The following is a 26,134-nucleotide window of genomic DNA, read 5'->3' as shown; positions in this document are numbered from 1 at the left end:
TCAGGTCGTTGTTGCAGTGGCTGCGGCCGACGCCGCGGCCGATCGAAGATGCCCATTGGGATGATGCCTGCCAGCGCGCGGCCTGGCTGCGCGGTCTGGATGATGCGCGGCGCGCGCGCCTGCGCGTACTGGCCACGCGCTTCCTGCACGAAAAGACCCTGACCCCGGTCGGCGGGCTGCAGCTGCAGGTGACCGACGGCGTGCTGCTGGCGGCGCTTTGCTGCCTGCCGCTGCTGGAATTTGGCGAGGTGGGACTGCAGGGCTGGTCGCAGCTGATCATCTACCCCGATGCGTTCCGCGTGCACCGCAGCCACATGGATGCGGCCGGCGTGCTGCACGAATGGGATGACGAGCTGATTGGCGAAGCCTGGGACAGCGGTCCGCTGATCCTGTCGTGGGCCGATGTGCAGGCCGACCTAGCCGCGCCGCACGACGGCTTCTGCGTGGCGGTGCACGAGATGGTGCACAAGCTGGATGCGCTGGACGGGGCGATGGATGGCACCCCGCCTTTGCCGCGCGACTGGCAGCGCGAATGGGCGGCCACGTTCCAGCAGGCCTACGATGCCTTCTGCGCGCAGGTGGATGCAGGCGGGGAAACGTTGATCGACCCGTATGCGGCCGAGGCGCCGGAAGAGTTCTTCGCGGTGGCCAGTGAGTACCATTTTTCCGCGCCGGATCTGTTGGCCGAGGCACTGCCCGCGGTCGCCGCGCATCTGCGGCGGTTGTATGGCGCGCCGCCGGCGATGGTCGGGTGAACCATCGCCCAGCCGACGCGCGGGCCGCCGTGGGTAGAGTCGAGCTTGCTCGACTGCGTTGCCAGGAACAGTCGAGCAAGCTCGACTCTACGGGTGCCCAGGCCAAAGTCAGTCGAGCATGGCTCGACTCTACGAAGAAGCGGTAGCGGCGGGGATCACGGGCCCGGCGGCAGGCGTGCTTCGAAGCGGGCGCCGCCCAGTTCGCTGGAACGGGCCACCAGCAGCTCGCCGCGGTAATCCTTGATCAGGTCCTGCACGATCGACAGGCCGATGCCGTGGCCCTGCACGCGCTCATCGCCGCGCACACCACGCTGCAGCACCTTGCCGATGTCATCCGGGGCAATGCCGGGGCCATCGTCGTCCACCGCCAGCAGCAGGCCGGCGCGGCGCGCGTTCGGCGCCGGCAACGGCTGGGCGGTCAGCAGCACGCGGCGCTTGGCCCACTTGAAGGCGTTTTCCAGCAGATTGCCCAGCAGCTCCTGCAGGTCGCCCGGTTCGCCGTGGAAGCGCGCTGCCGGGTCGATGTCGAATTCGCACAGCACGCCCTTGGCGGCGTAGACCTTTTCCAGGCCACGCACGATTTCTTCGGCGTTGGGTTCGATCGGCAGCGGCGCAGAAAACAGCTTGTGCCCCGACGATGCCGCACGCGCAAGCTGGTAGGACACCAGGTTGTTCATGCGCTGCAGCTGCACGTCCAGTTCCTCACGCAGCGCATTGTCGCCGGCACCGCTGTCCATCTGCGTGCGCAGCACGGCAATGGGTGTCTTCAGGCTGTGCGCCAGGTCGGCCAGGGTATTGCGCTGGCGCTCGAGGTTCTCGCGCTCGCTTTCAATGAAGGCGTTGATGCTGTCGGTCAGCGGCTCCAGCTCGCGCGGGTGGCGTTCGCTCATGCGCTCGGTCTCGCCGCGCTGCACCTTGGTCAGCTCGGTGATCACCCGCCGCAGCGGGCGCAGGCTCCACTGCAGGATGACCGTCTGCAGCAGCAGCAGGATCAGGCCGATGCCGCCCAGGTAGAACCAGACGCGGCTGCGGAACACGCGCAGCTGCGCACCCAGCGCGCGCGAGTCTTCCATCACGTAGATGGTGTACGGGAACTCGGTGGCCGGGTCGGCGTCGGCGTCCCACACCAGGCCCAGGCCATAGCGGTACACCGAACCTTGGCTGCCATCGATCTGGATCATCGGCAGCGGGCCTTCGAACACTTCCTGGCGCGGCGCCAGCAGGCCACCGCCCACGGTGGGCAGCATGGGGCCTTCGGCGGACATGGAATTGCCCTTGCCGTCGGGCATCACCACCTGCAGGTACAGACCACTGCCGGGCACGTCGAAGCGCGGATCCGGCGGCTGTTCGCGGATGTACAGCGAACGGTCGCGGGTGAAGTCGATGCCGGCCGCATAGGCGGTAGCGTAGTTCTTCAGGCGCTCACGCAGGTTCGCCTTCGCCGTATCGGCGAAGGCGGCATCGAGCGCGTAACCGGCCAGGGCCAGGAACGCGACCAGCCCCACGGACGCGGCAAACGTCTGGCGCGCCTGCAGTGAGCGCGGCCGCCAGCGTCGGAAGAACCACAGACGGCCGGACATCATGCTATCGCCAGGGTGAGCCGGCTCAGCCCTCGTTGCGCGGAATCGCGAAACGGTAGCCGCGGCCGCGCACGGTCTCGATCGGCTTCAGTTCGCCGTCCGGGTCCAGCTTCTTGCGCAGGCGGCCGATGAACACTTCCAGCACGTTGGAGTCGCGGTCGAAATCCTGCTGGTAGATGTGTTCGGTGAGGTCGGCCTTGGAGACCAGTTCACCGGCATGCATCATCAGGTATTCCAGCACCTTGTACTCGTAGCTGGTCAGGTCCACGTTGCTGCCGCTCACGCTGACCGTCTGTGCCGCCAGGTCCAGGGCCACCGGGCCGCATTCCAGGGTGGGCTTGCTCCAGCCAGCGGCGCGGCGCAGCAGCGCGTTGACGCGGGCCAGCAGCTCTTCCACGTGGAACGGCTTGACCAGGTAATCGTCGGCGCCCTGCTTCAGGCCTTCGACCTTGTCCTGCCAGCTGGAACGGGCGGTCAGGATCAGGACCGGGAACTTCTTGCCTTCATCGCGCAGGGCCTTGATCAGCTCCATGCCCGACATCTTGGGCAGGCCCAGGTCGATGATGCCGACGTCGAACGGCACTTCGCGGCCCATGTAGAGGCCTTCTTCGCCGTCCTGTGCTGCATCGACGGCAAAACCTTCGCGCTTGAGCCGGGCTGCCAGGGTCTCACGCAGCGGGGCTTCGTCTTCGACCAGAAGGATACGCATGAACTCTCCCTAGTGTGCTGGGTGTGGCCCGCAGGCCTGTGGGTACGGGGTGATGCGGCAACTATCCCTGTTCAGGGGTTATCGCCGCGTAGTGATGACATATCCGACCGCGGCGTGCGCGGCTGTGAACGTGCCGGGGCGGGGTCGTCCATGTAGCGGACCCGGCCCCGGTCGTCCATGTATTTCACCCGGTTGATGTCACGACCATCGAACGGCACCCGCTCGGCGCCCAGGATGTGGCCGCCGGTGGTGCGCTGCACCCGGCGCACGGCGTCGGACAACGAGCGTTCGTCGCCACGGCCACCGCGGTCGCTGCGGTCCATCATCTCCGCCCGCCCCTGGTCGCCGCGCGGCGGCTGTTGCGCCAGCGCCGAAGACAGCGGCGCAGCAGCCAGCACCACGAAGGTGGCCAGGGCAAAACGGCGGTGGAAGGGAGCGGAAGACATCGAAGCGATCCTAGCCGAGCACGGCAATTTGTTCAAAAGTCGTAAATCCGGGGATCGGGCACCAGGCCCGACATTTACAAATCTTTTGCAAATTCTTGGTTTTGCGCAGTGAATCCGGTCTGAACTTTTCCGGGACCGCCTCCGCTTCGTTCATCTAAGTGAACATTCGGGACGAATCAACTCCGCTTGTCAAGTCAGGAATGTGACTGCAATCACGCTGCGGCGCGGTCGGCCTCGCGCTCGGTCACCGCCAGCGCCTGCTCGATCAGCGCCCAGTCGGCGCCGGGGCGGTGTGCGCCCTCGCTCAGCACCTGGCGGAACGCGCGGCCGCCGGGCTGGCCGTGGAACAGGCCCAGCAGGTGGCGGGTGATGTGCTTCAGCGCCAGGCCTTCGTCCAGGCGTGCCTGCACGTAGGGGCGCAGCGCGCGCAGCAGTTCGCCGCGCGGGCGCAGCGGCGCGCCGGTGTGCAGCGCCTCCAGCTGATGCAGCAGGTAGGGGTCGTGGTAGGCCGCGCGGCCCAGCATCACGCCATCGACGTGTGCGGCCTGGGCCTGCACCGCGTCCACCGTTGCCAAGCCGCCGTTGATGACCACCGGCAGCGCCGGGCGCTCCTGCTTCAAGCGGTAGGCCCAGTCGTACTTCAGCGGCGGCACTTCGCGGTTTTCCTTCGGCGAAAGGCCCTTCAACCAGGCGTTGCGCGCGTGCACCACCACCATCGCTGCACCGGCCTGCACCTGGCGATCGACGAACGCGGCGAACACCGCGTAGTCGTTGTCCTCGTCCACGCCCAGCCGGCACTTCACCGTCACCGGAATGTCCACCGCCGCGACCATGGCCGCCACGCACTCGGCCACCAGCTCCGGTTCGCGCATCAGGCAGGCACCGAAACGGCCGGCCTGCACGCGGTCGGACGGGCAGCCGCAGTTGAGGTTCACTTCGTCGTAGCCCCAGTCGGCGGCGATGCGCGCGGCCTGCGCCAGCAGGGCCGGATCGCTGCCGCCGAGCTGCAGGGCCAGCGGCTGTTCGCTGCCGTCGAAGCCGAGCAGGCGCTCGCGATCGCCGTGGATGACGGCGTTGGCGTGCACCATTTCCGTGTACAGCCGCGCGCCGGGCGCCAGCACGCGGTGGAACACGCGGCAATGGCGATCGGTCCAGTCCATCATGGGGGCGACGGACAGGCGGATGTCACTCAAATTCAACGATTTCATATACTTACCATCAATGCTGGCACCCGGAAGCGCCTCAAATTTCCCGATACTTCCCGTGTTTTCCCGCTCATCTGCACCATTGGTGTGCCAGGCACGCCTTGGCACAACACGGGCTGGCACACCGATGTCGACACTGCAGAACCGCAATGGCCCCTTGCGCGCTATGGTGCGCCGCAAGGGCCACAAAGACCAAACCTGGACCTTCCCTACCAAGACGGCCGACAAGACCTGGGCGGACCGCGTGAAGCGGGAACGCGCCTGCAGGAGAGCCTTTGCCAGATCCCGGCCAGGCAGCGCATCGGCGGCGACCACATGTCCGGCAAAGGGTCATTATCCCTGCTTGTTCGCCCGCGACCATGAACGTAGCGCTGGGCTACCTGTCGGAGCTGCTGAAACGGGCTGCCCACAAGAAGGGCGCGAAGCTGCTCGCGGACCCCGTCCCCGAGGCTCGGCCCGAGTCGTTGCACCGCGCGGTACTACAACCTGAGAAATCACCCGAGGACTCTGTAGCGCCGGTTGCTTGAGTGCCCAGTGCCGCGTCTGACTCTTCAGCGCACCGCCCAGCTCAGTAGCATGCGCGCCCTCAAAGAGGCCATCACATGGAACGGGACCGGTACTACTCGCTGCAGATCCTGCGCGGCCTGGCGGCCATGGCCGTCGTGGCTTTTTATTTGAGGGGGGCGATATCCAGTATCTGCCGGGGCCGGGGCTGCTTGACGGAATTGCCCTGTACACCGATGCCGGCGCGGATCTCCTTTTTTGTACTTTCCGGCTTCGTCTTGACCACCATCACCGCTGGCCACCGTCATGGGGCAACGGCGGCCGATGCACTCAGACATATCCACCTTGACGTAATGAATCTTGTCTTTGCTTGCGCGAAAAATGCACAACATGTTTAGATCGCGGCTCATGGATGGACACAAGAGAGTCGTTGTTGACATGTCACCCAGGAAGCCACGCCAACCGGTATTCAAGGCAATGGCAATGGCAGCTCTTTTCGTCATCACCCTTCCCGCATGCTCAGGAGCAAGGATGAATCCGGTTTATCCGCAATCGATGGTCGAGCCCATCAGCGTTCAAGCGCGCTCAGCAACCGAGATCGCACTGCGTTACAAGGTCCGGCCTGAGAGCAGCCACTACTCCGGCGGCGTGGATTACGAACGCGTCGGCGACACGTTACGCGTGGTCATTGGACGCTGCGCAGTGGGTGCCCCCTGCGAACCCATGGCCAGATCGGTGATCCCACTGGATGACACGTGGCAGGCGGAGGTACACCTCCCCTACGATGGATCACGGGTGGTCGTTGTGCATTCCGACGGTGAGAAACAGGTCTATCCCTGATCACCGTGCACACGCAGGAGGATACGGATGTCTGATCAAGAGAAGCAGCCGCAAGAGCGCGTGGTACTGGGCATCCATACGAACACGAAGCCCGGTGCGCCCCTGATTGATGGGCACGCCTGGCTCACCATCACCCGTGACGGCAAGACCGAGGCCTACGGGCTGTAGCCCGCAAACCATCCGCGCTTCGGTAATGAGACGACGCCGCCCGCCACCGACATCCGTCGCGGCATCGAGAACAACTTCGACGCAACAGCCAGCCGATATTACGCTTTGTCCTCCGAACAGTTGCGCGAGTTCGAGGCAGCATCGCGTGAAAAGGTAACCTGGGGTTATTCGAATACCTGCGCATCATGGGCCAGCGATACGGTGTATCGCGTTACCGGCGAGCGCGTAATCGCGTCCGAGATTGGTGGGTTGACCGACACCCCGCGGGAAATCCGCGAAAGCATCGACGCACTTGAGCGCCAGCAAAACACGTCCCGTGATGCCCCCCCGTGAACCTGTCGACGCACCGAAGGAACGCGGCTCGTCATCCAGCTCCCTTTCCATGGAAGGAGATCGAGAGATACTGCAGTCCATCCGCAAGGGCGTTGCTGGCATCGACCAGCAGCACGGCCGTGAGTTTGATCCAACCAGCGAACGCCTCTCCGCCAGCCTGCTGGCAACGGCCAAGAGCAACGGCCTGGAACGCGTCGATCACGTCGTGCTGGGTAATCCGCCTACCAACGGCTCTGGGCAGCGCATGTTCGTCGTGCAGGGCGAGCTCGACAACCCGGCACATCAGCGCGCATCGGTTGCGATCAGCGAAGCGATCAACACACCCGTGGAGCAGTCGCTCGCCAAGGCCGAGCAGATTTCGCAGGGACAGCAACAGATTGCCCAGCAAGAGCATGCCCAAGAGCAGACGCGAGCCGCGATGCGCATGGGGTAGGAGCAGTCCACCACTCATGCAGATGGCTGCCCTTTCCTTGCTTTCTGCGATTACGGCAGCAGCCTGGTTCGCGGCGTCTGCCGGTGGCTGCCCACGGCCGGCGCCAACCGGCCGTACCCAGCATTCGCCGCGGCCCCTCTACCCTATTGCACACGCCCCTTCACCTGCTCCTGCTGCTGGTCCTGCGCGCGCTGGTTGAACTGGCTGTCCAGTTCCGCGCTCTGCCGGGTGCTGGCTTCCACCGACTGGGAAACGGCCTGCTGGCGATCAACGAAGGCGCGCTGTGCGGCCGGGTCGCCCAATGCGCCCTGCACCGCGAACAGGCCGCTGCCATCGGGGCGCGCGACCACATGGTCGATCTGGCCCATGCCGGCCACCTTGCTCTCGTAGGCCAACTGGCCGGCGGCACGTTCGGTTTCCTGTGCGCTGCCGAACAGCGGGCACAGCCCGGCCTGCGCGCGTTGCTGCTGCAGCGCCTGCAGCTTTTCCAGGGCCTGGCTGAAACGCGGGTTCTCGGCATGGCCAGCGTCGCGCATGCTGGGCGCGGCCGGCGCAGCGGCAGGTTCGGTACGTGCCGGTTCGCTGCGCGCCGGATCGGGGGCGGCATGCGCCCCCGCCTTCACCGCAGCCGGGTCGGCCAGGCGGGCGAGGGTCAGGCGCCCTGCCTTGCCGTCGTCGTCCAGGCCGTTGCTGGCCTGGAACTGCTTCACCGCCGCCAGGGTGTCCTTGCCGAAGATGCCATCCACGCCCAGTGCCGTGCCGTCGGCCGCGGTGTAACCCAGCGCCGCCAGCTTGCCCTGCAGCGCCTTGACCTCATCGCCGCGTTCGCCCTTCACCAGCATGCCGTCGGCCATCGCCGCCGGCGCCGTGCTGCGTGCGGCCTGCGCGGCGTCGGGGCCCTGCGCATGCACCTTGCCGCCCAGGGTGATGCGGTCGTTGAGCATGTCGCCCAGGTAGCGGCGGAACTGCTCGGGTTCCACTTCGATGTGCGCGTGCACGGCCTTGGTGCCTGCGTTCGACTGCTTCACCAGCGGCGCGCCGTACTCGACGAAGTCGCCGTTCTTGTACGGCGAGGATGCCACTGCGCCGTGCAGCACCTGGCCAACCAGTTCGCGCCGTGGATCGCCGGCGGGGTGGCTGTAGATGGCGATGCCGTTGGTCGGGTCCTTCAGGAACTGCACGTAACCGGCCACCGGGTTGGGAATCATCACGTCGCGGTTGGCCAGGCGGTCGGTCAGGATCAGGTCCTTGCGCACCAGCGGAATACCGTTCCTGTCGCCGCTGGTGCGGATGTTCTCCATTTCGCCTTCCACCATGCCCGATTGGCGGTCGGCCTTGCTGGCATCGCCGGTACGCACGGCTTCGGCATTGGTGTTGGGATGGTGGATCTTCAGCAGGCGATAGGCCGCCTCCCCGCTCATGCCGTGTTCCAGCGTGCGGTTGCTGGTGACATTGCCGTACGGCTCGACCACCGTGATGCGGCCACCCCCAGGGGCAGCGGCCACGGCAGCAGCAGGGGCGGGTGCCTGCGCGTGGCTGCGCTCGGCTGCCGGCGCACGCGTCTGCGTACCCGCGCCCAGCGCAGCCAGCGTATCGCGGCCGGCCTTGCCATCTTCCTCAAGCCCGTGCGCCTTCTGGAACTGGCGCACCGCATGTTCGGTGTTGCCGCCGAAATCGCCATCGGGGTTCAGCGCCTTGCCGTCCTTGCCGGTGTAGCCGGCCTGCGCCAGCTTCTGCTGCAGGGCCTGCACTTCGGCACCACGCTCGCCCTGTACCAGCACGCCGTCGGCCATGGCTGCGCGCGCGGCATGGCCGCCACGTGGGCGATGCAGCGGCTCACCGAACGCCTGTTCGTAGGTCTTGCCCTGGTAGTCCTGCGGGTGGCGATTGACCTGCTCGTACCGCGCCAGCCCGACCAGATCCGCCTTTTCATTGAGCGTGCGTTCGCGCAGCGCAGGCCATTGCGTGGGTGAGCTTTCAAAGTGCCTTTGCACATTGTCGTGCTTGTAGTCCTGCACCGCGCGTACGATCTGTTCGTCGCTCAGTTCGGACAGCTTGTAATCGTCACCGTAGGCCGCCTTCAGGCCGTTGACGAACACACCGCGGGTCATGTTGCGGTACTGCACCGAGGTGCTCCACAGCGCGTCCTGCACCGCCGGGCCACGACCCTGCAGATCCACGCCCGCGTCCTTCAGGCGACCCAGCTGCTTGTCGTAGTACTGGTGCTGGATGAAGTCGTGCTGGTCACTGGCGAAGGCCCCCTTGTCGCGCTCGGCGACCTCTTTCCAGCGATCGTTGAAGGCCTGGGTGGCCGGCGTCAGGCCACGGAACTCTGCACCGTAGCGCGAGCCCGCCAGGTATTCGTCCACCCCGCCCACCGCGCTGGCGAACTGGTAGGTGCCATAGGACACGCCGCCGTGGTCGCCCCTGCCGGAGGAGATCCAGCCGGGCCCGCGATTGCTGGTTTCATAGCTGGCAGAGGTCTGGCCGCGATGCCAGCCGTCGATCGCCTTCTTTGCGTCGGTCACCACGTCCATGCTGCAGGTCTCCTTACGGTAAGCGGTTCGATGGGATCAGCTCAGGGCTGGTGGGTCGCAGCGTTCAACTGGTCCACGCGGTTGGCCACGCGGTTGATGCGGCAGGACTGTGCATCCAGCATCTGGCCCTGGCCGTCGGTAAGCGGGTCCCAGCTGCAGTGGCGATCGGTGTCGGACCACCAGGCGGCCTGCGCGTCCATCCAGTCGTCTTTTTCCTTGCTGTCAGGGCTGGCGACCTTCGTTGCGACGATCTGCGCCAGCCGGTCTTCCTGGTAGCGCAGTTCTTCATCGCCGCAGGCCTGCAGGGCCGGCGTCACGCCGTCGGAGGCATCCACGCAGGCGGTGTACTGCGGACGCAGCGTGGCCTTGTTGTACGAGTCATCCGGGCGCGCGGCCGGGAAGTCATCATCATCGGCATCCGCCGACGTGGTGGTGCCGGGTGCAGCGGGCGCTGACTGCGGGGCCGTGGCGGGTGCGCTGGTTGTCGCGGCCGTGGCCACGGGGGCAGCGGGCACGGCCGCGTCCGCACTGGTGTCCTTGCACGCCGCCAGGCCCGTGCCGACCGCCAGGGCGAGCACGAGCGCACCGGCATTGGCGGACAGCGCGCGACCGATGCACGGGAAAAGCGTCATTGCCTTCATTGCTCATTTCTCCTTGAAAACGGGATCACTGAAGACCCGGTGCCAGCGTGTGCGTCTGCAGCTCGACAACACGGTTGGCGTAGCGATTGATGCGGCACGACTGCGCGTCCAGCAGCGCACCCGCATGGTCACTGATGGGTGCGCAGCGCTTGTCGGTGTCTTGGGCCCAAAAGGCCTGCTCGTTCATCCAGCGGTCCTTGACCGGGCTGTGCGGGCTGGCCATCAGACGCGCCACCTGCAGGTCCAACTGCTTTTGTTGGTACGAAAACTCGGCGGCATCGCACGCCTCGAGCGTGTCATCCCTGCCGCGGGCATCCTGCACACAGCGGGTGTACTGCGGGCGCAGCGAGGCCTGGGTGAAGGAGGCATCGCGTGGGCGGATGTGCGCCAGCAGGGCATCGGCGCGGTAGGCCACGCGGGACAGCCGGCACTCCTGCGCGGCCTGCAGCGCAGGCACTGCGGCGTTGGCGGCCGCGGTGCAATAGTGGTCGGTATCGCGGCGCCACGCCGCTTCGGTGGCCGCGAAGGCCGCGTTGGCCTCGCCATCCAATCCCGCCACGAGGGTGCCGGTCGTCTCCTGCAGATGCTTCTGATGGTAGGCCAGTTCTTCCCTGCCACAGGCCTGCAGGGTGCCCGCGTGCTGCACGCCTTCCACGCAGCGGAAGTAGGCCGGCCGCAGGCGCCCGGCGCTGTAGGACGCATCGGGATAACGGGCGGCGGCGGGTGCCTGCGCGGGGGGCGACGCGGACGCTGCAGCCGACGCCGTGGGCGCTGCGGGTTGGCAGGCACCCAGTGCCGCGCACAGCAGCAGCGATGCCACGCGCCGGCCGAGCAGCACCTGTTCGTAGCCCGTGCGGAGTGTCGTTGCCAGCATCACCTGCGTCTCCCTGCGAGTGGACGGCAGCTGCCGTACCGGGCTGGGCCGTCCGTCCGCCCCATCACCCAGCCATGCTAAGGCAGCCTCCGCAGCAGATGCCTGACTGGATTCATGTTGCGTGAGGGCGGTCGCAGATCCCGGTTACAGGGGCAGCCGTGGCGGCGGTCGTCCCGCGTTGACGACCCGCTCCCCCCCCGGCCAGCCGGTATAGTTCGGCGCTCGCCATGGACTGGATGCGTAGAACAGATGAAGCAGCGCACGCGGATGAGCATGCCCCTGACCGCCCTGATGGTGGCCGCCCTGGCCATCGGCACGGCAAGCGCGGCACCGGCCGCCACCGGCCTGAGCCCGACCTTCACCGCCTGCCGCGACAGCGCTCAGGGTGCGATTGAACAGGCGGCGTGCCTGTCGGCGGAAAGCACCCGCCAGGACCAGCGCTTGAACCAGGCCTACACGCAGCTGCAGGCCCGCCTGAGCGGCGACAACCGCACCATGCTGGTGAATGCACAGCGCGCATGGCTGCAGTCGCGCAGCCGCGACAGCGAGCTGGATACCGCCCTGTATGACAGCTCGCAGGTGGGCAACCTGCAGGGTGAACTGAACGATGTGATGCGCCTGAGCGCACGCGCAGACCAGCTGCAGACGTACCTGCAACTGCTGGACTGAACCGTTGGCGGGCACGCCCTTCCCGATGCACACGGAAGTAAGGGGTGCCGGCAGCCGCCACGCGATCACCACCTTCCAGCAGCAAGGCCTGCCCGCCACTGGCATTGCCGATGCAGACCGTGCAGGCCAATGCACTGCACGACGAAAGCGCGTTGAACCGCAACACCGCACCGGTGTCCACCGCCGATGCCATGGGCCAGAGCGTGCAGGAAAACAGCGAGCGTGCACTGCAGGCAGGCGATCAGCAGCGCGAGCAGCAGAAGATCGACCAGCAGACCCAGCAGCACGGCCCGCGGGCCATGATGGCCTGAGCAACACCCGCACCGGGGGTTGCCCGGGGCGGATGCGGGTGGTCAGAAGAACGACCCGGCTTCTATCAGTTAGAGTTCCTGGGGGCGTTCCGGCTCCACAATTGGCGCGTGCTGCTCATAGTCCGTCTGCTTCCAGCCGCCGCCATCACCTGCCACCCACTGGAAGGTCCAGGTCTCAATGAAGCCGCCAGGGAGTTCGTTGGTGATGGTGTAGCGCTCCCCGGGTGCACCCGCCGGCGGCAGTGCGACCGGCGGGGCTGCGGCCGACACTGCCAAGGCGCCATTACCGACTTTCCGATGGCTCACGGTCAGCACGCCCAGATCCATTACGCGGCGTTCTGCATCAGGCATGTTGTCCAACCAATGTGCGATCGCCATCGCTTCGCTGGAGCCCGCACGATAATGCGAAACCTGTTCGATCACGAAGGAGGCAGGCGCCGCGCCTGCAACTGCTGACATTGCAGCCAAGCCAAGAGACAGTAGCGCAGAAGAGAAGTATGTTGCTTTTTTATGTGCGGTCATTGCTCGTTCCTTGATGGCGTGCATCATTGCACCGGCCCAGCGTGTGCTGGGCCCGCACGTTCCTCCATCAGAAAATTTGCAAACGCATGTCCCCGACTGCTTCGGGGGCGGATGCGGGGGTCAGCGCTTCCGCTGGGGCGCGGGCCCGACGCCCCGGCCGTGCCACTCGTAGTGGGTCTGCTTCCAGCGGCCGCCCTCGGTCGCCACCCACTGCAGTGTCCAGGTTTCGACCTGGCCCCCCTGCCGTTCATGGGTCAGCGTGACCTGCTCGCCGGGCGCACCCGACGCGGGCAGCGGAAACGGCGCGCCTTCCACCCACCGTGCGGTGTAGGTCGCCCCGTCCTGGCGCTGGCGCAGGGTCAGCGTTTCCGGGTCCATCATGCGGCGATTGGCGTCGGGCACACGGTCCAGCCAGTCAAGAATCGCCTTCGCCTCGGGCGTTCCCGCACGATGGTGGGACACGTGTTCGACAATGGTGGTCGTGGTGGCGGCGTCGGGCGCGGCGGCAACCGTGGCCGGCAGTGTGGCCAGGCCGAGGGCCAGCAGCAGTGGCAGCGAAGCGGTGTAAGCCTTGCGTGCAGTCATGGGTCGTCCTTGAAGGTGTGCGTGATGGCACACACCGATCATGGCCGCGGCGACGCCGGGTTTCAATCGGGGAGATTGCAGGTGCCCGCCGGCCGGGCCGCCGTCAGTGCGCGCCGCCGCGACCGCCCACCTGTTCGATCAGGGTCTGGCTGGCGGCGTTGAGGCCCACCACCGTTACCTGCGCGCCATGCGCGGCCAGCTTCTCCTGCGCGCGTTCCAGCGCCGCCACCGCGGTCAGGTCCCACAGGTGGGCCTCGCACAGGTCGATCTGCACCTTCGGCGCCACGTGCTGGTAATCGAAGGCCGCACCCAGCTGGCCGGCCGAGGCGAAGAACACCTGGCCGCGCACGCGGTAGACCTGTTCGTCGCCCACGGTTTCGTGCTGCACGTCCAGCATGCGGCCGACCTTGCGTGCGAAGAACAGCGCCGACAGCAGCACACCGCTGAGCACGCCCTTGGCCAGATCATGCGTGGCCACGGTGACCACCACGGTCAGCAGCATCACCGCCGACGAACTGCGCGGGTGCGTGCGCAGGTCGCGCAGCGAGCGCCAGCTGAAGGTGCCGATGCTGACCATGATCATCACCGCCACCAGCGCGGCCATCGGAATCTGCCGCACCAGGTCGCTGCCGTACACCACCAGCAGCAGCAACAGCACGCCGGCCACCAGGCACGACAGACGGCCGCGCCCGCCGGAGGTCACGTTGATGACCGACTGGCCGATCATCGCGCAGCCGGCCATGCCGCCGAGGAAACCGGTGAGCGTGTTGGCCACGCCCTGGCCGACGCATTCGCGGTTGCGCTCGCTGGGCGTTTCGGTGACGTCCTCGACGATCTGCAGGGTCATCATCGATTCCAACAGCCCCACCACCGCCAGGGTGGCCGACACCGGCAGCAGGATGCGCAGGGTTTCCCAGGTGAACGGCACATCGGGCATGAGGAAGTGCGGCAGGCTGTCGGGCAGCTGGCCCATGTCGCCCACGCTGCGCACGTCAATGCCGAAGCCGATGACCGCTGCGGTAAGCACCACGATCGCCACCAGCGGCGAGGGCACCGCGCGGGTGATGCGCGGCAGCAGGTAGATGATGGCCAGCGCTGCGGCGCACAGCACGTACACGGTGGGGCCACGGCCGATCAGTTCCGGCATCTGCGCCAGGAAGATCAGGATGGCCAGTGCGTTGACGAAGCCGGTGATGACCGAGCGCGATACGAAGCGCATCAGCGAACCCAGCTTGAACACGCCGGCCAGCACCTGCAGCACGCCGGCCAGGATGCTGGCGGCGAACAGGTACTGCAGGCCGTGGTCCTTCACCAGATCGACCATGACCAGGGCCATGGCGCCGGTGGCGGCGGAGATCATGCCCGGGCGGCCACCGGCAATGGCGGTGACCACGGCGATGGAGAACGCCGCGTACAGGCCCACCTTGGGGTCGACCCCGGCAATGAGCGAGAACGCGATGGCCTCGGGAATCAGGGCCAGGGCGACGACCATGCCGGACAGCAGGTCACCACGGATGTTGCCGAGCCATTGCTGGCGCAGGGGATAGGACGTTTGCATGGGAAAACTCCGCGCGCACGCGGGCGTGGCCACGTGGCGCTGCAGTGGAAAGACACGGGTTCCTGAGCCGGGCGCGCCGGCTGCCGAGGTGCGGCAAGGGTCAGGGTGGCGTGATCACTGCGGGCGCGGTCGATGCGTGGGAAGGGCCGCAGTCTACGGGAAGCGGCGCGGCGGGGATAGCGCGGGCGTGGCGGCAACGCGGCCGGGCATGGCCCGGCTCTACAATGGAAGCATGGCCGCCGACCGCCCACAGTTCTTCGATCCCAGCAGCGAACAGGGCGTGCTGCGCCTGTCCATCGCCGCCTCGCTGCTGCTGGCCGCGGCCGCCGTGGTGTTCGGGCTGCTGGCCAATTCCTCGCTGATCATCTTCGACGGCATCTACGGTCTGATCGACGTGGTGATGACCTGGCTGTCACTGCTGGTGACCCGGCTGATCGCCCTGTCCACCAATACCGATGCCCTGCAGTCGCGGTTGAACCAGCGCTTCACCATGGGCTTCTGGCACCTGGAGCCGATCGTGCTGGGGGTCAGTGGCACGCTGATGATCGGCGCGGCGCTGTACGCACTGGTCAATGCGGTGGATGCGCTGATGTCCGGTGGGCGGCATATCGCGCTGGGCCCGGCCATCATCTTCGCCGGCCTGTCCATCGTGGCCGAGGGCACGCTGGCGTGGTTCATCGTGCGCGCCAACCGTCGCATCGGTTCGGAATTCATTGCGCTGGACGCAAAGAACTGGGTGATCGCCGCCAGCATGTCGGCCTGCTACCTGGTCGCGTTCCTGGGCGGGGTGCTGGTGCGCGGCACCTCGCTGGCGTGGGTGGGGCCGTATATCGATCCGGCCATCCTGGCCTTCGTCTGCGTGCTGGTGATGATCGCCCCGCTGGGCACGGTGCGGCGGGCGCTGGCCGGCATCCTGCTGGTCACCCCGCCGGAATTGCAGGCGCACGTGGATGCGGTGGCGCGCGATGTGGTGGCCCGGCATGGCTTCGTCGAACACCGCAGCTACGTGGCCCAGGTGGGGCGTGGCGAGCAGATCGAGCTGTTCTTCGTGGTGCGCGAGGACGACCCGCCGCGGGCGCTGCTGGAATGGGACCGGCTGCGCGACGAGATCGGCGATGCGCTGGGCGATGCCTCGCCGGACCGCTGGCTGACCATCATGTTCACCACCGACCGCGAATGGACGATCTAGCACCGCAGGACGATCTATCAATATTTGCGGACGATTTGTCACCAAGCGTCCATGAAAAGCCGGCAAAGTAGCTCCATCGAAGCACCCACCCACTGACCAGGAGCATCCCATGTCCATCGAAAAGGTTCTGTACACCGCCCAGGCCACCTCCACCGGCGGCCGTGAAGGCCGTTCGGTCTCGTCCGACAACGTGCTGGACATCCAGCTGTCCACCCCGCGCGAGCTGGGCGGCGCCGGCGGCTCGGGCACCAATCCGGAACAGCTGTTCGCAGCCGGCTATTCGGCCTGTTTCCTGGGCGCACTGAAGTTCGTGGCCGGCCAGGCCAAGGTCGCCCTGCCCGCCGACACCACCGTGACCGGCAAGGTCGGCATCGGCCAGATCCCGACCGGTTTCGGCATTGAAGCCGAGCTGACCATCAACGTACCGGGCGTGCCGCGCGAGCAGGTGGAAGAACTGGTGCAGAAGGCCCACATCGTCTGCCCGTACTCCAATGCCACCCGCGGCAACATCGACGTGACCCTGATCGTTGCCTGATGCAACGCAGGGGTCGGATCCCTTTGCCACCGGCAAAGGGCTCTGACCCCAGCGCAGGACCTCAGGGGTCAGAGCCCTTTCGCGTTGCGAAAGGGATCCGACCCCGCAACAAAAAATGGGCGGATGCCGGTCGAAACCGGGCATCCGCCCATCCCACCTCGGGTGGGCCCCGGCACAGGGCCGGGGACGCATTCGCTTATTTATCGCTGGTAATGAGCTGCACCACGCTGGAGAAATCCAGCTTGCCGCGGCCGGCCTGGTGGTTCATCGAGTACAGGTTGCGGGCCACTTCGCCCAGCGGGATCGAGGCGCCAACGCTCATCGCCGCTTCCACGGCCAGGCCCATGTCCTTCAGCATCAGGTCGCTGCCGAAGCCGCCGCTGTAACCGCGCGACGCCGGCGCATTTTCCAGCACGCCCGGCCACGGGTTGCACACTTCGGTGGCCCAGCTGCGGCCGGTGCTGACCGCCATCATCTGCGACAGCACCTTCGGGTCCAGACCGTGCGCCACGCCCAGCGCGATGGCTTCACCGGTCACCGCCATGATCACGCCCAGCGCCATGTTGTTGCACAGCTTGGCGACCTGGCCGGCACCGCTGGCGCCCACGTGGAAGATGTTCTTGCCCATCGCCTGCAGCACCGGGCGGGCGCGCTCCAGCGCGTCCTCTTCGCCACCGACGATGAAGGTAAGGGTGCCGGCCTGGGCACCGGCGGTACCGCCGGAAACCGGCGCATCGAGCATCTGCAGGCCACGCGCGGCGGCGGCTTCAGAGACCTTGCGCGCACTGGCCGGGGCAATGGTGCTGCAGTCGATGACCAGCGCGCCGGCCGGAATGGCGGCCAGGATGCCATCGTCACCCAGGTACACGCCTTCGACGTGGCGGCTGGCCGGCAGCATCGAGATCACGACCTCGGCATCGGCCAGGGTCTCGCGCGCCGACGCGGCGGCACTGGCGCCGGCATCGACCGCCGCCTGCACGGCGGCCGGCACCAGATCGAACACACGTACGCTGTGGCCGTTCTTGACCAGGTTGGCGGCCATCGGGCCACCCATGTTGCCCAACCCGATGAATGCAATGCGGCTCATGCAAGGCTCCTTTCAGCCATGGGGGTACCCAGATCGGCCAGCGGATGCGCGGCGTTGGCCCAGGGGGAAACGAAGAAGGTGTCGGCCCAGGCGGTGGTGGCCTCGGCCAGGGTGGCCGGGTTCCACTGCGGGTTGCGATCCTTGTCGATCAGCAGCGCGCGGATGCCTTCGGCGAAATCGCCATGGGCGGCGCAGTGCAGTGCGGTGATGTATTCCAGGCGATAGACGCTGGCCAGGTCCTGGCCGGCGCTGTGCCGCTGCAGTTCGAAGGCCAGCCGCGCCGAACCGGGTGCACCGGCGGCCAGCGTCTTCTGCGCCGTCTGCAACCAGGCATCGTCGGTCTGCAGCGTGCGGATGCGATTGATGATCACGGGCAGATCATCGCCTTCGCACAGCGCATCGACCGTCGCGGCATTGGCCAGCAGCGGGCCAGTAGCGGCATCGCTGGCATGCGCCTGCAGCAGCTGGCTCAGGCGTTCGTGGTTGTGCGCGGCATCGGTCGACCATGCGACCTGCAGCAGCGCATCGAACACCGCATTGCGGCGTTCTTCGGCCACATGCACGTCGGCCAGGCCGGCATAGATGGCATCACCCGGATTCAGCAGCGCGCCGGTCAACGCCAGGAACAGCCCTGCCCTGCCCGGCACGCGCGGCAGCAACCAGCTGCCACCCACATCGGGGAACAGGCCGACGGTGATTTCCGGGAAGGCCAGCTTGGAACGCTCGCTGACCACGCGGTGGCTGGCGCCGGACATCAGGCCGATGCCACCGCCCATCACGATGCCATGGCCCCAGCACAGGATCGGCTTGGGATAGGTGTGGATGAGGTAATCGACGCGGTATTCGACGTCGAAGAATTCGGCGGCGTAGCCGTTGTCGCGGATATCGCGGTGGCCGGCGTCGCGGAAGGCAGCCATGCTCTTGTGCAGGCTGTGCAGGTCACCACCGGCGCAGAAGGCCTTCTCACCCGCACCCTGCAGCACCACCATCGCGATGCCATCATCCTCGGCCCAGGCGTTCAGCTGCTTCAGCAGCAGGTGCGCCATCGGCAGCGAGAAGCCATTGAGCGTGCGCGGTGCGTTGAGCGTGGCGAGGCCGATGCGCGTGCCATTGCCCGCCACTCGCTCCTCGAACAGCACCGGTGCTTCGTCGGCAGCGGTGTCGGTGCTCATGCGTTCTTCCACTGCGCGGCGCGCTTTTCCAGAAAGGCGCTCACGCCCTCGACCTGGTCGGCGGTGTCGAACAGATCGACGAAGGCTTCGCGCTCGGCCACCAGCGCCGCGGCGTGGGTGCCGGTGCGGGTGGACTGCACCAGGGTCTTGCAGGCGGCGATGCTGGTCGGGCTCTGCTTGCCGGCCTTCTTCGCCCAGTCCAGGGCCAGTGCCTTGGCTTCGCCCTTGCCGACCTTTTCTTCGGCCAGGCCAATCCGCAGCGCGGTCTCGGCGTTGATACGTTCACCCAGCAGGATCATGCGCTTGGCCCAGCCTTCGCCAACCAGGCGCGGCAGGTTCTGGGTACCGCCCGCGCACGGCAGCAGGCCCACGGTCGCTTCCGGCAATGCCACCTGGGCATGCTCTTCGATGATGCGCAGGTCGCAGGCCAGCGCGCACTCCAGGCCACCGCCCATGGCGTAGCCGTTGATGGCGGCAATCGACACGCCACGGAAGGCCGACAGCGCTTCGAAGGCTTCGCCAAAACGACGCGCGGCTTCGCGTGCAGCGGCCTTGTCGCCCGATGCGAACTGGTTGAGGTCGGCACCGGCGGAGAAGAACTTCTCGCCGTCACCGGTGATCACCAGGGCGTAGATCTCGCGGTCTGCGTTGAGCGCGCCCACCAGGTCGCGCAGCGCAGCCAGGCTGTGCACGGTCCAGGTGTGCGCCGGCGGGTTGTGCAGGGTCACCACGACGGTGTGGCCATCGGCCTCGACCTTCAGGCCCACGTGTTCCTGGGTACGCCAATCCTTCATCGCAGTTCCTCTTCGGTGTTGAGCAGGTGGCGGGCCACGATCACCCGCATGATCTCGTTGGTGCCTTCCAGGATCTGGTGCACGCGGCTGTCGCGCAGCAGGCGCTCGATCGGGTATTCGCGGATGTAGCCGTAACCGCCGTGGATCTGCAGCGCTTCGTTGCAGATTTTGAAACCAGCATCGGTGGCGAAGCGCTTGGCCATCGCACACCACACGTTGGCATCGCTGGCGCCGGCATCGAGCTTGCGTGCGGCCGAATGCACCATCTGCCGCGCGGCCACCAGTTCAATGGCCATGTCGGCCAGCTTGAACTGCAGGGCCTGGAAATCGGCCAGGGCCTTGCCGAACTGGCGGCGCTCGCCCATGTAGCGGCGTGCGGCATCCAGTGCGCCCTGCGCCGCACCCAGCGAGCAGGCGGCGATGTTGATGCGGCCGCCGTCCAGCCCCTTCATCGCCAGCTTGAAGCCGCCGCCTTCCTCTCCCAGAAGGTGGCTGACCGGCACGCGCACGTTTTCGAAGGTGATGCCGCGGGTGGGCTGGCTGTTCCAGCCCATCTTCTCTTCCTTGCGGCCATAGCTGATGCCCGGCAGATCGGCCGGCACCGCGATGGCACTGACGCCGCCAGCACCGGCACCGCCGGTACGCGCCATCACCACCAGCAGTTCGGTGGCACCGGCGCCGGAAATGAAGGCCTTGGAACCGTTCAGCACATAGTCGTCGCCATCGCGCACGGCGGTGGTCTTCAGTGAGGCAGCGTCGGAGCCGGCGCCCGGCTCGGTCAAGCAGTACGAGGCCAGCTTGCTGCCCGAGGACAGATCGGTGCCCCACGCATCGCGCAGCGCGTCCTGGCCCCACTTGGACACCATCCACGAGGCCATGTTGTGGATGCTGATGTACGCCGCGGTCGACGGATCGACGTTGGCGAGCTCCTCGATGACGACGGCGGCGTCCAGACGGCTCAGGCCGCTGCCGCCCACTTCCGGGTCCATGTACAGACCGCAGAAGCCCAGTTCACCGGCCTTGGCGACCGCCTCGCGCGGAAAGATGCCCTCCGCATCCCATCGCGCGGCGTGCGGTGCCAGTTCGGCCTGTGCGAAGTCACGCGCGGCTTCGCGGTACGCCTGCTGCGCTTCTTCCTGGTCCGTCGTCATCGAGTGGCTCATGGCTGCTCCCGCCCTTACTTCAGGCTGATGGTGGTGTTGACGCCGTGGCTCAGCGTCTCGTCATCGAACCAGCGTGCGGTGACGGTCTTGGTCTGGGTGTAGAACAGCACCACCTGCTTGCCGTACGGGCCCAGGTCGCCCAGCTTGGACGCGCGCGAACCGGTGAACGAGAACAGCGGCACCGGCACCGGAATCGGCACGTTGATGCCGACCTGGCCCACGTCGATGTCTTCCTGGAACTTGCGCGCGGCCGCGCCGGACTGGGTGAACAGTGCGGTGCCGTTTCCGTTGGGGTTGCCGTTGACCATCGCGATGGCGTCTTCCAGCGTTTCCGCTTCCAGGATCACCAGCACCGGCCCGAAGATTTCTTCCTGGTAGATGCGCATGTCGGTGGTGACACCGGCAAAGATGGTCGGGCCGACGAAGTTGCCCTTCTCAAAGCCATCCACCTGCGGCTTGCGGCCATCGAGCACCAGCTTGGCACCCTGCTCCACGCCCGAGGCGATCAGGCCTTCCACGCGCTCGCGGGCGCTGCAGGAAATGACCGGGCCGACATCGGTGCCGGCCACGGTGCCGCCGCTGACCTTCAGGGTCTGCGCCTTGGCCACCAGGTCCTGCACCCAGCCGCGTGCCTCACCCACCAGTACCAGGGTGGAGGCGGCCATGCAGCGCTGGCCGGCCGCACCGAAGGCGGCGCCGACCATCGCGTTGAGGGTCTGTTCCTTGTTGGCGTCCGGCAGCACCACGGCGTGGTTCTTGGCGCCCATCATGCACTGCACGCGCTTGCCGGCCAGCGAGGCACGGTTGTAGACGTGGGTGCCGACGCGGGTGGAACCAACGAACGACACGGCCTTGATGTCCGGGTGGTCGCAGATCGCATTGACCACTTCTTCGCCGCCGTGGACGACGTTCAGCACGCCCTTGGGAATGCCGGCTTCCAGCGCCAGTTCCACCAGGCGCATGGTTACCATCGGGTCCTGCTCCGACGGCTTGAGGATGAAGGTGTTGCCCGTTGCAATCGCCATCGGGAACATCCACAGCGGAATCATCGCCGGGAAGTTGAACGGGGTGATGCCGGCGCACACGCCCAGCGGCTGCATGATCGTGTAGGTATCCACGCCATTGGCCACGTTGTTGGCCAGCTCGCCCAGCTGCAGGTTGCCGATGGCGGCGGCGTGCTCGACCACTTCCAGGCCGCGGAACACATCACCTTCGGCGTCGGGCAGGGTCTTGCCCTGTTCGGCGGTGAGGATGTGGGCCAGCTCGCTCATGTTTTCGCGGATCAGCTGCTGGTACTTCAGGAAGATGCGCGCGCGGGTACCGATCGGGGTCTTGCGCCAGGTCTTGAAGGCTTCCTTGGCGGCGGCCACAGCGGCATCCACTTCGCTGGTGGTGGCGAACGGCACCTGCGCCAGCACGTCCTGGGTGGCCGGGTTGACCACGTCCTGCCAGTGGGAGGTGGCCGATTCGATGAACTGGCCATCGATCAGCATGCGGATACGGGGCGCTGCAACAGTCATGACGACAATCCCACGGGCTCGAAAGATGCTTGGCATTATTCACAGCACCCACCTCGATTTCCGGCCTGAATCCGCTTAATCTGGCCAACACGCCAGACGATTCCTGTTAATTCTGTGAATTTCCAGCCTTCCCAGCGCCAATTGGGCCTGCGCCTGTTGCGGCTGCGCGAGCAGCGCGGCTACAGCCAGGTGGATCTGGCCCGTGCCTTGGGCCTGTCGGCCAGCTACCTGAACCAGATCGAGCGCAACAAGCGCCCGCTGACGCCGGCCGTACAGCAGAAGCTGGGCGAGGTGTTGGGCGATGTTTCCGCCCTGTTCGACGACGATGAGCCCGCTGCACTGCAGGAGTCGCTGGGCGAGACCCTGCGCGATCTGGGCTTGGCCGATGTCAGTGCCACCGAGCTGCGGGCCCTGGCCGGCAACCTGCCGCAGGTCAGCCGCGCCCTGCTGGACCTGCACCGCCGCCACCTGGCCCTGCGCGAGCATGCCGCCGCGCTGGAATTCCAGCTGGGTGAACCCGGCGCCGGCAGCACCCTGCCGGCCGGCGACCAGGTGCGCGAGTTCTTCAACCGCATGCACAACCACATTCCCGAACTGGACGAACTGGCCGAGCGCCTGTTCGCCGAATGGGGGCTGGCACCGGGCCACGTGGCACCGCGCCTGCGCCAGCTGCTGGCCGACCGCCACGGCGTGCTGGTGGAAGTGGCCGCGCTGCAGGCCGGGCGCGAGAAGCGCCAATACGACGCCAGCAGCCGCACGCTGTGGCTGCCGGATTATCTGGAACCGGGCCAGCAGGCCTTCCAGATGGCGGCCGAGCTGGCCCTGCGCGGCTACCTGCCGCAGATTGATGCGGTGGTGGCGCGCGCAGGCTTCCACGATGACGCGCGTATCGCGCAGGCGCGGATCGGCCTTTCCAACTACTTCGCCGGTGCGCTGGTGATGCCCTACATGCGGTTCCTGCGCGCGGCCGAGGCCAGCAGCTACGACATTGAACTGCTGGCACACCAGTTCGGCGTGGGGTTCGAAGCGGTCTGCCACCGGCTGAGCACGCTGGCGCGGCGCAGTGCGCCCGGGCTGCCGTTCTTCTTCATCCGCGTGGACCGTGCCGGCAATGTGTCCAAGCGCCATTCGGCCACCGATTTCCATTTCTCGCAGGTGGGCGGTTCGTGCCCCTTGTGGATCGTCTACGAGGCGTTCAACCAGCCCGGGCGCATCCTTACGCAGACCGCGCGCATGCCCGATGGACGTCGCCATTTCTGGTTGGCACGGCAGGTCAGCAGCGGGCCGGTGGGGCATGGCCAGCCGCGCAAGACCTTCGCGGTGGCGCTGGGCTGCGACCTGCAGCATGCCGAGCGGCTGGTGTACTCGCTGGGGCTGGATGTGCAGAGCCCGGGCAATTCGGTGTCGATCGGGCCGGGCTGCCGGGTGTGCCCGCGCGAGGACTGCATGCAGCGCGCGTTCGTGCAGTTGCCGGGTAGGTGAAGAATGTCGCCGTTGGTAGGTGCCCACCTTGGTGGGCACGCTCTGGCCGTGCGCGAAATGCATCCACGCGTGGCGTGGATCTACTAATCCCAATACACGGTCAGCACGCGATGGCCGTCCGAGGGTACGGGGGCGTCGATGTGCTGGCCGTAGGGCCAGCCTTCGCCCACGCCGTCGCATTCCAGACCCTGCAGCCAGCCTTCTACGGTCTCGACGTCGGCGCGGGTGAGCACATGCACGTTCTCTGCGGCAGGCCATTCGCTGTCGTCTTCCAATGCGCTGCCCCAGTCCTGGTGCAGGCCTACATACACGCCTTCCACTTCGGGCTTTTCGGCAATCGCGGCCAGGCGCGCGTACAGTTCGGCAATCGGCGGACGGCCGAAACCCCATTGGTTGGGCGCGATGCATTCTTCGAAATCATTGCCTTCGAAGTACGCGGCCAGTGGCACCACCGGCAGGTGCTCCGGGTCGCGGGCATCAAGGCGTTCAAGCAGTTCCAGCAGTTCCTGGCGGGCAGACATCCAATGCTCCTTGCAGCATGAAGCACGATTGTATCGATCGCGCTCAGTAGATCGGTGTCACCTTCATCTGCGGCAGCGGGCGCGGTGCGCCGTCGGTCAAGTCCGGGCCCAGGTCTTCCCAGGTGCGGCCCTGTTCCACCATCAGCCCCCACAACTGCTGCGACGCCTGGCGCTTGTCTTCCGAACCCAGCTTGTACGACGGCGGCACCGGCTCACCCACGGCAACGGTGGAATACGCGGCGCGGTAGGCCAGCACCTGCTGCGCCGGATCGTCGGTGCGCGCCACTTCCAGCGTGTAGCGCTGGTAGGCCGAAGCCAGGTTGCGCCAGCGGATCCAGTAGTGGTTCTCGAACGAGAATGCGCAGAAGCGCGCGCCAGCCAGGCTGCCCTTGTCGGCAATGCGGGTCAGCACGTCCTGCGGCATGTCCAGGTTCATGCCGCCTTCGTCGCCTTGCAGGCTGACGTGCACGATGCGGTCGCGGTAGCCCGGCGCGCGCGCCTGCAGCAGGTCGCGCCAGTTCTGCATGGTGGCCACCACGGCGAACAGGAAGCGACCCAGCTCGCCGGCTGCCAGCGGCGTGGCGATGGACTGGTAGTGGCGCTGCCACCCATGGCGGTTGCCGGTGGGCAGGAACACCGACTTTTCCAGGGCTGCACGCGTGCTGCCGCCGTGGCTCACTTCTTCGGCGTGCTGCGGGTACACCAGGTTGATGGCGAACGTGGGCCAGCGCGGCATTGCCGCGTCGAACAGGTGGATGGGGAAGTTGCTGCTGATGCCGCCATCGGAGAACCAGCACACGCGGAAGGCGGTGATCACCGGGTCGCATGCCTGGCCGGCGCTGGTCAGCCCTTCCATGCTGTCGGCCACGTTGTGCTCCTGCGTGGCCGGCGCTGCCGCCGGTTCGCAGCGGCGCTCGCGGCGGGCCGGTTCGTGCAGCGGCACGGCGCTGATCAGCAGCGGGAAGCTGAGGCTCATGCGTGTGGCCACCAGCACCGGCAACTGCGCGCCCTGCGGCAGATGGTAGTACTGGCGCCCGTCCACCTGCAGCGACGCACCGGCCTGCTGCACCAGCCAATCCACCACGCTGGCCGGGAACAACTGGGCGAATTCCTCGCGCAGGAACCAGAACTGCGCCCCGCCCAACGGCAGGGTGCGCGGTTCGTTGTGGGACACGCAGGTGGTGATCATCTGCAGGCTGATGGCCTGCGGGCTTTGCGGTTCGCCGGCATAACGCGGTGCATCGTGCAGATCGGCGAAGGTGAGTGGGGCATCCAGCGGCTTGCCCGCCAACTGCTGCAGGCGCGCGTGCAGCCAGTCGGTCAGCGCCGGGGTCTGCGGATCGCGGCCCAGCCCGCTGCACAGGCCCAGCAGATTGCGCCGGGCGACACGGGCCACGCGCAGCGCTGCACCGGCCACACCGGCACCATAGGCGCACAGCAGCGACGGCAGCAGGGTGGCCGCAACACCGCTCCAACCACCGCCCCAGCCGCCCAGCGCCAGCAGCAGGGCCAGCGACACCAGCACTTCCAGCGGCGCGATGGTGAACACGGCCACGGCCAGGCACAGCAGCTTGCGCGGCCAGCGCGCCTTGCCGGTCAGCACCACCAGCAACCGGTACGCCGAACGCGCGCCGCGCGCCGGCTGGAACAACCCGTAGATGAAACCGCGCCGCGACAGCTGTGCCGACACCGCCGACAGCCCACCGTAGCCCGTCTCACCGGGCAGCGTTTCGCCGGCCTGCTGGCGGCGGTCGCCATACGCGGCCGCTGCAGCCACCGCCGCGGCAATCGCCCCGGCCGAGGTGCCGCCGATGCTCTTGAAGCGGTACTGCTGGGCCAGCGCCAGCACCGCGTTGGGATACACGATGCCGCTGGTGATGCCGCCTTTCATGACCAGATCGCAATATTTGTCCGCCACTGCCCTGCCCCCATGCATGCCGTCCGCCGCGTGGGTTCCAGTATGGCGCAGGGGCTTCTCAGGGCCTGAGAACCGCTGCGCAG

At 67.0% G+C, this 26,134-nt stretch carries 27 protein-coding genes; 9 read left to right on the top strand and 18 right to left on the bottom strand.

What is annotated here, in order from left to right:
- The first annotated feature begins 8 nt into the window (after nucleotides 1–8).
- Nucleotides 9–755: a M90 family metallopeptidase gene (locus tag C1932_RS01325; protein WP_108760962.1), complete on the top strand. Its 747-nt coding sequence runs from the start codon at nucleotides 9–11 to the stop codon at nucleotides 753–755.
- A 155-nt stretch (nucleotides 756–910) separates the two neighbouring features.
- On the opposite strand, the gene C1932_RS01320 is transcribed toward C1932_RS01325, so the two are convergent.
- The 5 genes from C1932_RS01320 to C1932_RS19755 form a co-directional block, all read right to left on the bottom strand.
- Entirely contained in the window at nucleotides 911–2,335 is a 1,425-nt protein-coding gene (locus C1932_RS01320; protein WP_108763313.1) for a sensor histidine kinase, read from the bottom strand.
- Between the two features lie 25 nt (nucleotides 2,336–2,360).
- On the bottom strand, nucleotides 2,361–3,044 hold the full coding sequence (locus tag C1932_RS01315) for a response regulator transcription factor (protein ID WP_053520384.1): 684 nt from the start codon (nucleotides 3,042–3,044) through the stop codon (nucleotides 2,361–2,363).
- A gap of 71 nt (nucleotides 3,045–3,115) precedes the next feature.
- Nucleotides 3,116–3,490, bottom strand: coding sequence for a hypothetical protein (locus C1932_RS01310; RefSeq protein ID WP_108748148.1), 375 nt, complete (start codon nucleotides 3,488–3,490; stop codon nucleotides 3,116–3,118).
- Nucleotides 3,491–3,702: 212 nt separating this feature from the next.
- Entirely contained in the window at nucleotides 3,703–4,698 is a 996-nt protein-coding gene (gene dusA / locus C1932_RS01305; protein WP_108760961.1) for a tRNA dihydrouridine(20/20a) synthase DusA, read from the bottom strand.
- Between the two features lie 548 nt (nucleotides 4,699–5,246).
- On the bottom strand, nucleotides 5,247–5,702 hold the full coding sequence (locus tag C1932_RS19755) for a hypothetical protein (RefSeq protein WP_159094475.1): 456 nt from the start codon (nucleotides 5,700–5,702) through the stop codon (nucleotides 5,247–5,249).
- Nucleotides 5,703–5,730: 28 nt separating this feature from the next.
- On the opposite strand from C1932_RS19755, the gene C1932_RS01295 reads away from it, so the two are divergent.
- The 3 genes from C1932_RS01295 (at nucleotide 5,731) to C1932_RS01290 (ending at nucleotide 6,973) form a co-directional block, all read left to right on the top strand.
- Nucleotides 5,731–6,039, top strand: coding sequence for a hypothetical protein (locus C1932_RS01295; RefSeq protein ID WP_159093926.1), 309 nt, complete (start codon nucleotides 5,731–5,733; stop codon nucleotides 6,037–6,039).
- Between the two features lie 27 nt (nucleotides 6,040–6,066).
- Complete coding sequence (locus C1932_RS19750; protein WP_159094474.1) at nucleotides 6,067–6,207, top strand: hypothetical protein; 141 nt, start codon at nucleotides 6,067–6,069, stop codon at nucleotides 6,205–6,207.
- A gap of 292 nt (nucleotides 6,208–6,499) precedes the next feature.
- Complete coding sequence (locus C1932_RS01290) at nucleotides 6,500–6,973, top strand: XVIPCD domain-containing protein (protein WP_234412252.1); 474 nt, start codon at nucleotides 6,500–6,502, stop codon at nucleotides 6,971–6,973.
- Between the two features lie 143 nt (nucleotides 6,974–7,116).
- On the opposite strand, the gene C1932_RS01285 is transcribed toward C1932_RS01290, so the two are convergent.
- The 3 genes from C1932_RS01285 to C1932_RS01275 are packed head-to-tail and all read right to left on the bottom strand — an operon-like array spanning nucleotide 7,117 to nucleotide 11,025.
- Nucleotides 7,117–9,510 carry a peptidoglycan-binding domain-containing protein gene (locus C1932_RS01285; RefSeq protein WP_108760959.1) on the bottom strand — a complete coding sequence of 798 codons (2,394 nt, stop codon included), beginning with the start codon at nucleotides 9,508–9,510 and terminating at the stop codon, nucleotides 7,117–7,119.
- Nucleotides 9,511–9,551: 41 nt separating this feature from the next.
- The gene (locus C1932_RS01280; RefSeq protein WP_108760958.1) at nucleotides 9,552–10,151 is read right to left on the bottom strand and encodes a lysozyme inhibitor LprI family protein; all 600 of its coding nucleotides are present in this window, start codon (nucleotides 10,149–10,151) and stop codon (nucleotides 9,552–9,554) included.
- Between the two features lie 25 nt (nucleotides 10,152–10,176).
- Complete coding sequence (locus C1932_RS01275) at nucleotides 10,177–11,025, bottom strand: DUF1311 domain-containing protein (protein WP_108760957.1); 849 nt, start codon at nucleotides 11,023–11,025, stop codon at nucleotides 10,177–10,179.
- Nucleotides 11,026–11,292: 267 nt separating this feature from the next.
- On the opposite strand from C1932_RS01275, the gene C1932_RS01270 reads away from it, so the two are divergent.
- Nucleotides 11,293–11,694 (top strand): lysozyme inhibitor LprI family protein, encoded by a 402-nt coding sequence (locus C1932_RS01270; RefSeq protein WP_234412250.1) that lies wholly within the window; start codon nucleotides 11,293–11,295, stop codon nucleotides 11,692–11,694.
- Nucleotides 11,695–11,804: 110 nt separating this feature from the next.
- Nucleotides 11,805–12,005 carry a hypothetical protein gene (locus C1932_RS01265; RefSeq protein ID WP_234412248.1) on the top strand — a complete coding sequence of 67 codons (201 nt, stop codon included), beginning with the start codon at nucleotides 11,805–11,807 and terminating at the stop codon, nucleotides 12,003–12,005.
- Nucleotides 12,006–12,074: 69 nt separating this feature from the next.
- On the opposite strand, the gene C1932_RS01260 is transcribed toward C1932_RS01265, so the two are convergent.
- The 3 genes from C1932_RS01260 to C1932_RS01250 form a co-directional block, all read right to left on the bottom strand.
- Nucleotides 12,075–12,527: a hypothetical protein gene (locus C1932_RS01260; protein ID WP_108763312.1), complete on the bottom strand. Its 453-nt coding sequence runs from the start codon at nucleotides 12,525–12,527 to the stop codon at nucleotides 12,075–12,077.
- Between the two features lie 120 nt (nucleotides 12,528–12,647).
- Complete coding sequence (locus C1932_RS01255) at nucleotides 12,648–13,112, bottom strand: hypothetical protein (protein WP_108760955.1); 465 nt, start codon at nucleotides 13,110–13,112, stop codon at nucleotides 12,648–12,650.
- 103 nt (nucleotides 13,113–13,215) lie between these two features.
- The gene (locus C1932_RS01250; RefSeq protein ID WP_108760954.1) at nucleotides 13,216–14,670 is read right to left on the bottom strand and encodes a SulP family inorganic anion transporter; all 1,455 of its coding nucleotides are present in this window, start codon (nucleotides 14,668–14,670) and stop codon (nucleotides 13,216–13,218) included.
- Nucleotides 14,671–14,878: 208 nt separating this feature from the next.
- Between C1932_RS01250 and C1932_RS01245 the strand changes: the two genes are divergently transcribed.
- Together C1932_RS01245 and C1932_RS01240 are read left to right on the top strand one after the other, a co-directional pair.
- The gene (locus C1932_RS01245; protein WP_108755126.1) at nucleotides 14,879–15,859 is read left to right on the top strand and encodes a cation transporter; all 981 of its coding nucleotides are present in this window, start codon (nucleotides 14,879–14,881) and stop codon (nucleotides 15,857–15,859) included.
- Between the two features lie 109 nt (nucleotides 15,860–15,968).
- Entirely contained in the window at nucleotides 15,969–16,394 is a 426-nt protein-coding gene (locus C1932_RS01240) for an organic hydroperoxide resistance protein (protein WP_108760953.1), read from the top strand.
- A 196-nt stretch (nucleotides 16,395–16,590) separates the two neighbouring features.
- Here C1932_RS01240 and mmsB read toward each other — a convergent pair whose 3' ends face one another.
- Genes mmsB through C1932_RS01215 form a run of 5 tightly spaced genes read right to left on the bottom strand, consistent with a single transcriptional unit; the run spans nucleotide 16,591 to nucleotide 22,130 of the window.
- Complete coding sequence (mmsB, locus tag C1932_RS01235) at nucleotides 16,591–17,481, bottom strand: 3-hydroxyisobutyrate dehydrogenase (protein ID WP_108760952.1); 891 nt, start codon at nucleotides 17,479–17,481, stop codon at nucleotides 16,591–16,593.
- Nucleotides 17,478–18,653, bottom strand: a complete 1,176-nt coding sequence (locus tag C1932_RS01230) for an enoyl-CoA hydratase/isomerase family protein (RefSeq protein WP_108760951.1) — start codon at nucleotides 18,651–18,653, stop codon at nucleotides 17,478–17,480. The genes mmsB and C1932_RS01230 overlap by 4 nt, the downstream gene beginning before the upstream one ends.
- Nucleotides 18,650–19,447, bottom strand: coding sequence for an enoyl-CoA hydratase (locus C1932_RS01225; protein WP_108760950.1), 798 nt, complete (start codon nucleotides 19,445–19,447; stop codon nucleotides 18,650–18,652). The genes C1932_RS01230 and C1932_RS01225 overlap by 4 nt, the downstream gene beginning before the upstream one ends.
- Nucleotides 19,444–20,610 carry an acyl-CoA dehydrogenase family protein gene (locus C1932_RS01220; protein WP_108760949.1) on the bottom strand — a complete coding sequence of 389 codons (1,167 nt, stop codon included), beginning with the start codon at nucleotides 20,608–20,610 and terminating at the stop codon, nucleotides 19,444–19,446. The genes C1932_RS01225 and C1932_RS01220 overlap by 4 nt, the downstream gene beginning before the upstream one ends.
- 14 nt (nucleotides 20,611–20,624) lie before the next feature.
- Complete coding sequence (locus C1932_RS01215; RefSeq protein ID WP_108751851.1) at nucleotides 20,625–22,130, bottom strand: CoA-acylating methylmalonate-semialdehyde dehydrogenase; 1,506 nt, start codon at nucleotides 22,128–22,130, stop codon at nucleotides 20,625–20,627.
- Nucleotides 22,131–22,244: 114 nt separating this feature from the next.
- Here C1932_RS01215 and C1932_RS01210 point away from each other — a divergent pair, with 114 nt between their 5' ends.
- On the top strand, nucleotides 22,245–23,612 hold the full coding sequence (locus tag C1932_RS01210) for a short-chain fatty acyl-CoA regulator family protein (RefSeq protein ID WP_108760948.1): 1,368 nt from the start codon (nucleotides 22,245–22,247) through the stop codon (nucleotides 23,610–23,612).
- Nucleotides 23,613–23,695: 83 nt separating this feature from the next.
- On the opposite strand, the gene C1932_RS01205 is transcribed toward C1932_RS01210, so the two are convergent.
- On the bottom strand, nucleotides 23,696–24,133 hold the full coding sequence (locus tag C1932_RS01205; RefSeq protein ID WP_108760947.1) for a hypothetical protein: 438 nt from the start codon (nucleotides 24,131–24,133) through the stop codon (nucleotides 23,696–23,698).
- 43 nt (nucleotides 24,134–24,176) lie between these two features.
- Entirely contained in the window at nucleotides 24,177–26,069 is a 1,893-nt protein-coding gene (locus C1932_RS01200) for a patatin-like phospholipase family protein (protein ID WP_108760946.1), read from the bottom strand.
- Between the last annotated feature and the right edge of the window lie 65 nt (nucleotides 26,070–26,134).

The sequence above is a fragment of the Stenotrophomonas sp. YAU14D1_LEIMI4_1 genome (assembly GCF_003086815.1).
Classification (GTDB): domain Bacteria; phylum Pseudomonadota; class Gammaproteobacteria; order Xanthomonadales; family Xanthomonadaceae; genus Stenotrophomonas.
Note: the sequence above shows the minus strand (reverse complement) of the source record. Positions and strands in the feature narration are given on the sequence as shown.

Bases quoted from the DNA above. Each gene is read 5' to 3' on its own strand.
- dusA (WP_108760961.1), bottom strand. From the start codon at position 4,698: ATGAAATCGTTGAATTTGAGTGACATCCGCCTGTCCGTCGCCCCCATG.
- C1932_RS01240 (WP_108760953.1), top strand. From the start codon at position 15,969: ATGTCCATCGAAAAGGTTCTGTACACCGCCCAGGCCACCTCCACCGGC.
- C1932_RS19750 (WP_159094474.1), top strand. From the start codon at position 6,067: ATGTCTGATCAAGAGAAGCAGCCGCAAGAGCGCGTGGTACTGGGCATC.
- mmsB (WP_108760952.1), bottom strand. From the start codon at position 17,481: ATGAGCCGCATTGCATTCATCGGGTTGGGCAACATGGGTGGCCCGATG.
- C1932_RS19755 (WP_159094475.1), bottom strand. From the start codon at position 5,702: ATGACGAAAAGAGCTGCCATTGCCATTGCCTTGAATACCGGTTGGCGT.
- C1932_RS01295 (WP_159093926.1), top strand. From the start codon at position 5,731: ATGAATCCGGTTTATCCGCAATCGATGGTCGAGCCCATCAGCGTTCAA.
- C1932_RS01310 (WP_108748148.1), bottom strand. From the start codon at position 3,490: ATGTCTTCCGCTCCCTTCCACCGCCGTTTTGCCCTGGCCACCTTCGTG.
- C1932_RS01220 (WP_108760949.1), bottom strand. From the start codon at position 20,610: ATGAGCCACTCGATGACGACGGACCAGGAAGAAGCGCAGCAGGCGTAC.
- C1932_RS01225 (WP_108760950.1), bottom strand. From the start codon at position 19,447: ATGAAGGATTGGCGTACCCAGGAACACGTGGGCCTGAAGGTCGAGGCC.
- C1932_RS01205 (WP_108760947.1), bottom strand. From the start codon at position 24,133: ATGTCTGCCCGCCAGGAACTGCTGGAACTGCTTGAACGCCTTGATGCC.
- C1932_RS01255 (WP_108760955.1), bottom strand. From the start codon at position 13,112: ATGACTGCACGCAAGGCTTACACCGCTTCGCTGCCACTGCTGCTGGCC.
- C1932_RS01215 (WP_108751851.1), bottom strand. From the start codon at position 22,130: ATGACTGTTGCAGCGCCCCGTATCCGCATGCTGATCGATGGCCAGTTC.
- C1932_RS01260 (WP_108763312.1), bottom strand. From the start codon at position 12,527: ATGACCGCACATAAAAAAGCAACATACTTCTCTTCTGCGCTACTGTCT.
- C1932_RS01315 (WP_053520384.1), bottom strand. From the start codon at position 3,044: ATGCGTATCCTTCTGGTCGAAGACGAAGCCCCGCTGCGTGAGACCCTG.
- C1932_RS01200 (WP_108760946.1), bottom strand. From the start codon at position 26,069: ATGCATGGGGGCAGGGCAGTGGCGGACAAATATTGCGATCTGGTCATG.
- C1932_RS01250 (WP_108760954.1), bottom strand. From the start codon at position 14,670: ATGCAAACGTCCTATCCCCTGCGCCAGCAATGGCTCGGCAACATCCGT.
- C1932_RS01280 (WP_108760958.1), bottom strand. From the start codon at position 10,151: ATGAAGGCAATGACGCTTTTCCCGTGCATCGGTCGCGCGCTGTCCGCC.
- C1932_RS01285 (WP_108760959.1), bottom strand. From the start codon at position 9,510: ATGGACGTGGTGACCGACGCAAAGAAGGCGATCGACGGCTGGCATCGC.
- C1932_RS01270 (WP_234412250.1), top strand. From the start codon at position 11,293: ATGAGCATGCCCCTGACCGCCCTGATGGTGGCCGCCCTGGCCATCGGC.
- C1932_RS01230 (WP_108760951.1), bottom strand. From the start codon at position 18,653: ATGAGCACCGACACCGCTGCCGACGAAGCACCGGTGCTGTTCGAGGAG.
- C1932_RS01275 (WP_108760957.1), bottom strand. From the start codon at position 11,025: ATGCTGGCAACGACACTCCGCACGGGCTACGAACAGGTGCTGCTCGGC.
- C1932_RS01320 (WP_108763313.1), bottom strand. From the start codon at position 2,335: ATGTCCGGCCGTCTGTGGTTCTTCCGACGCTGGCGGCCGCGCTCACTG.
- C1932_RS01265 (WP_234412248.1), top strand. From the start codon at position 11,805: ATGCAGACCGTGCAGGCCAATGCACTGCACGACGAAAGCGCGTTGAAC.
- C1932_RS01245 (WP_108755126.1), top strand. From the start codon at position 14,879: ATGGCCCGGCTCTACAATGGAAGCATGGCCGCCGACCGCCCACAGTTC.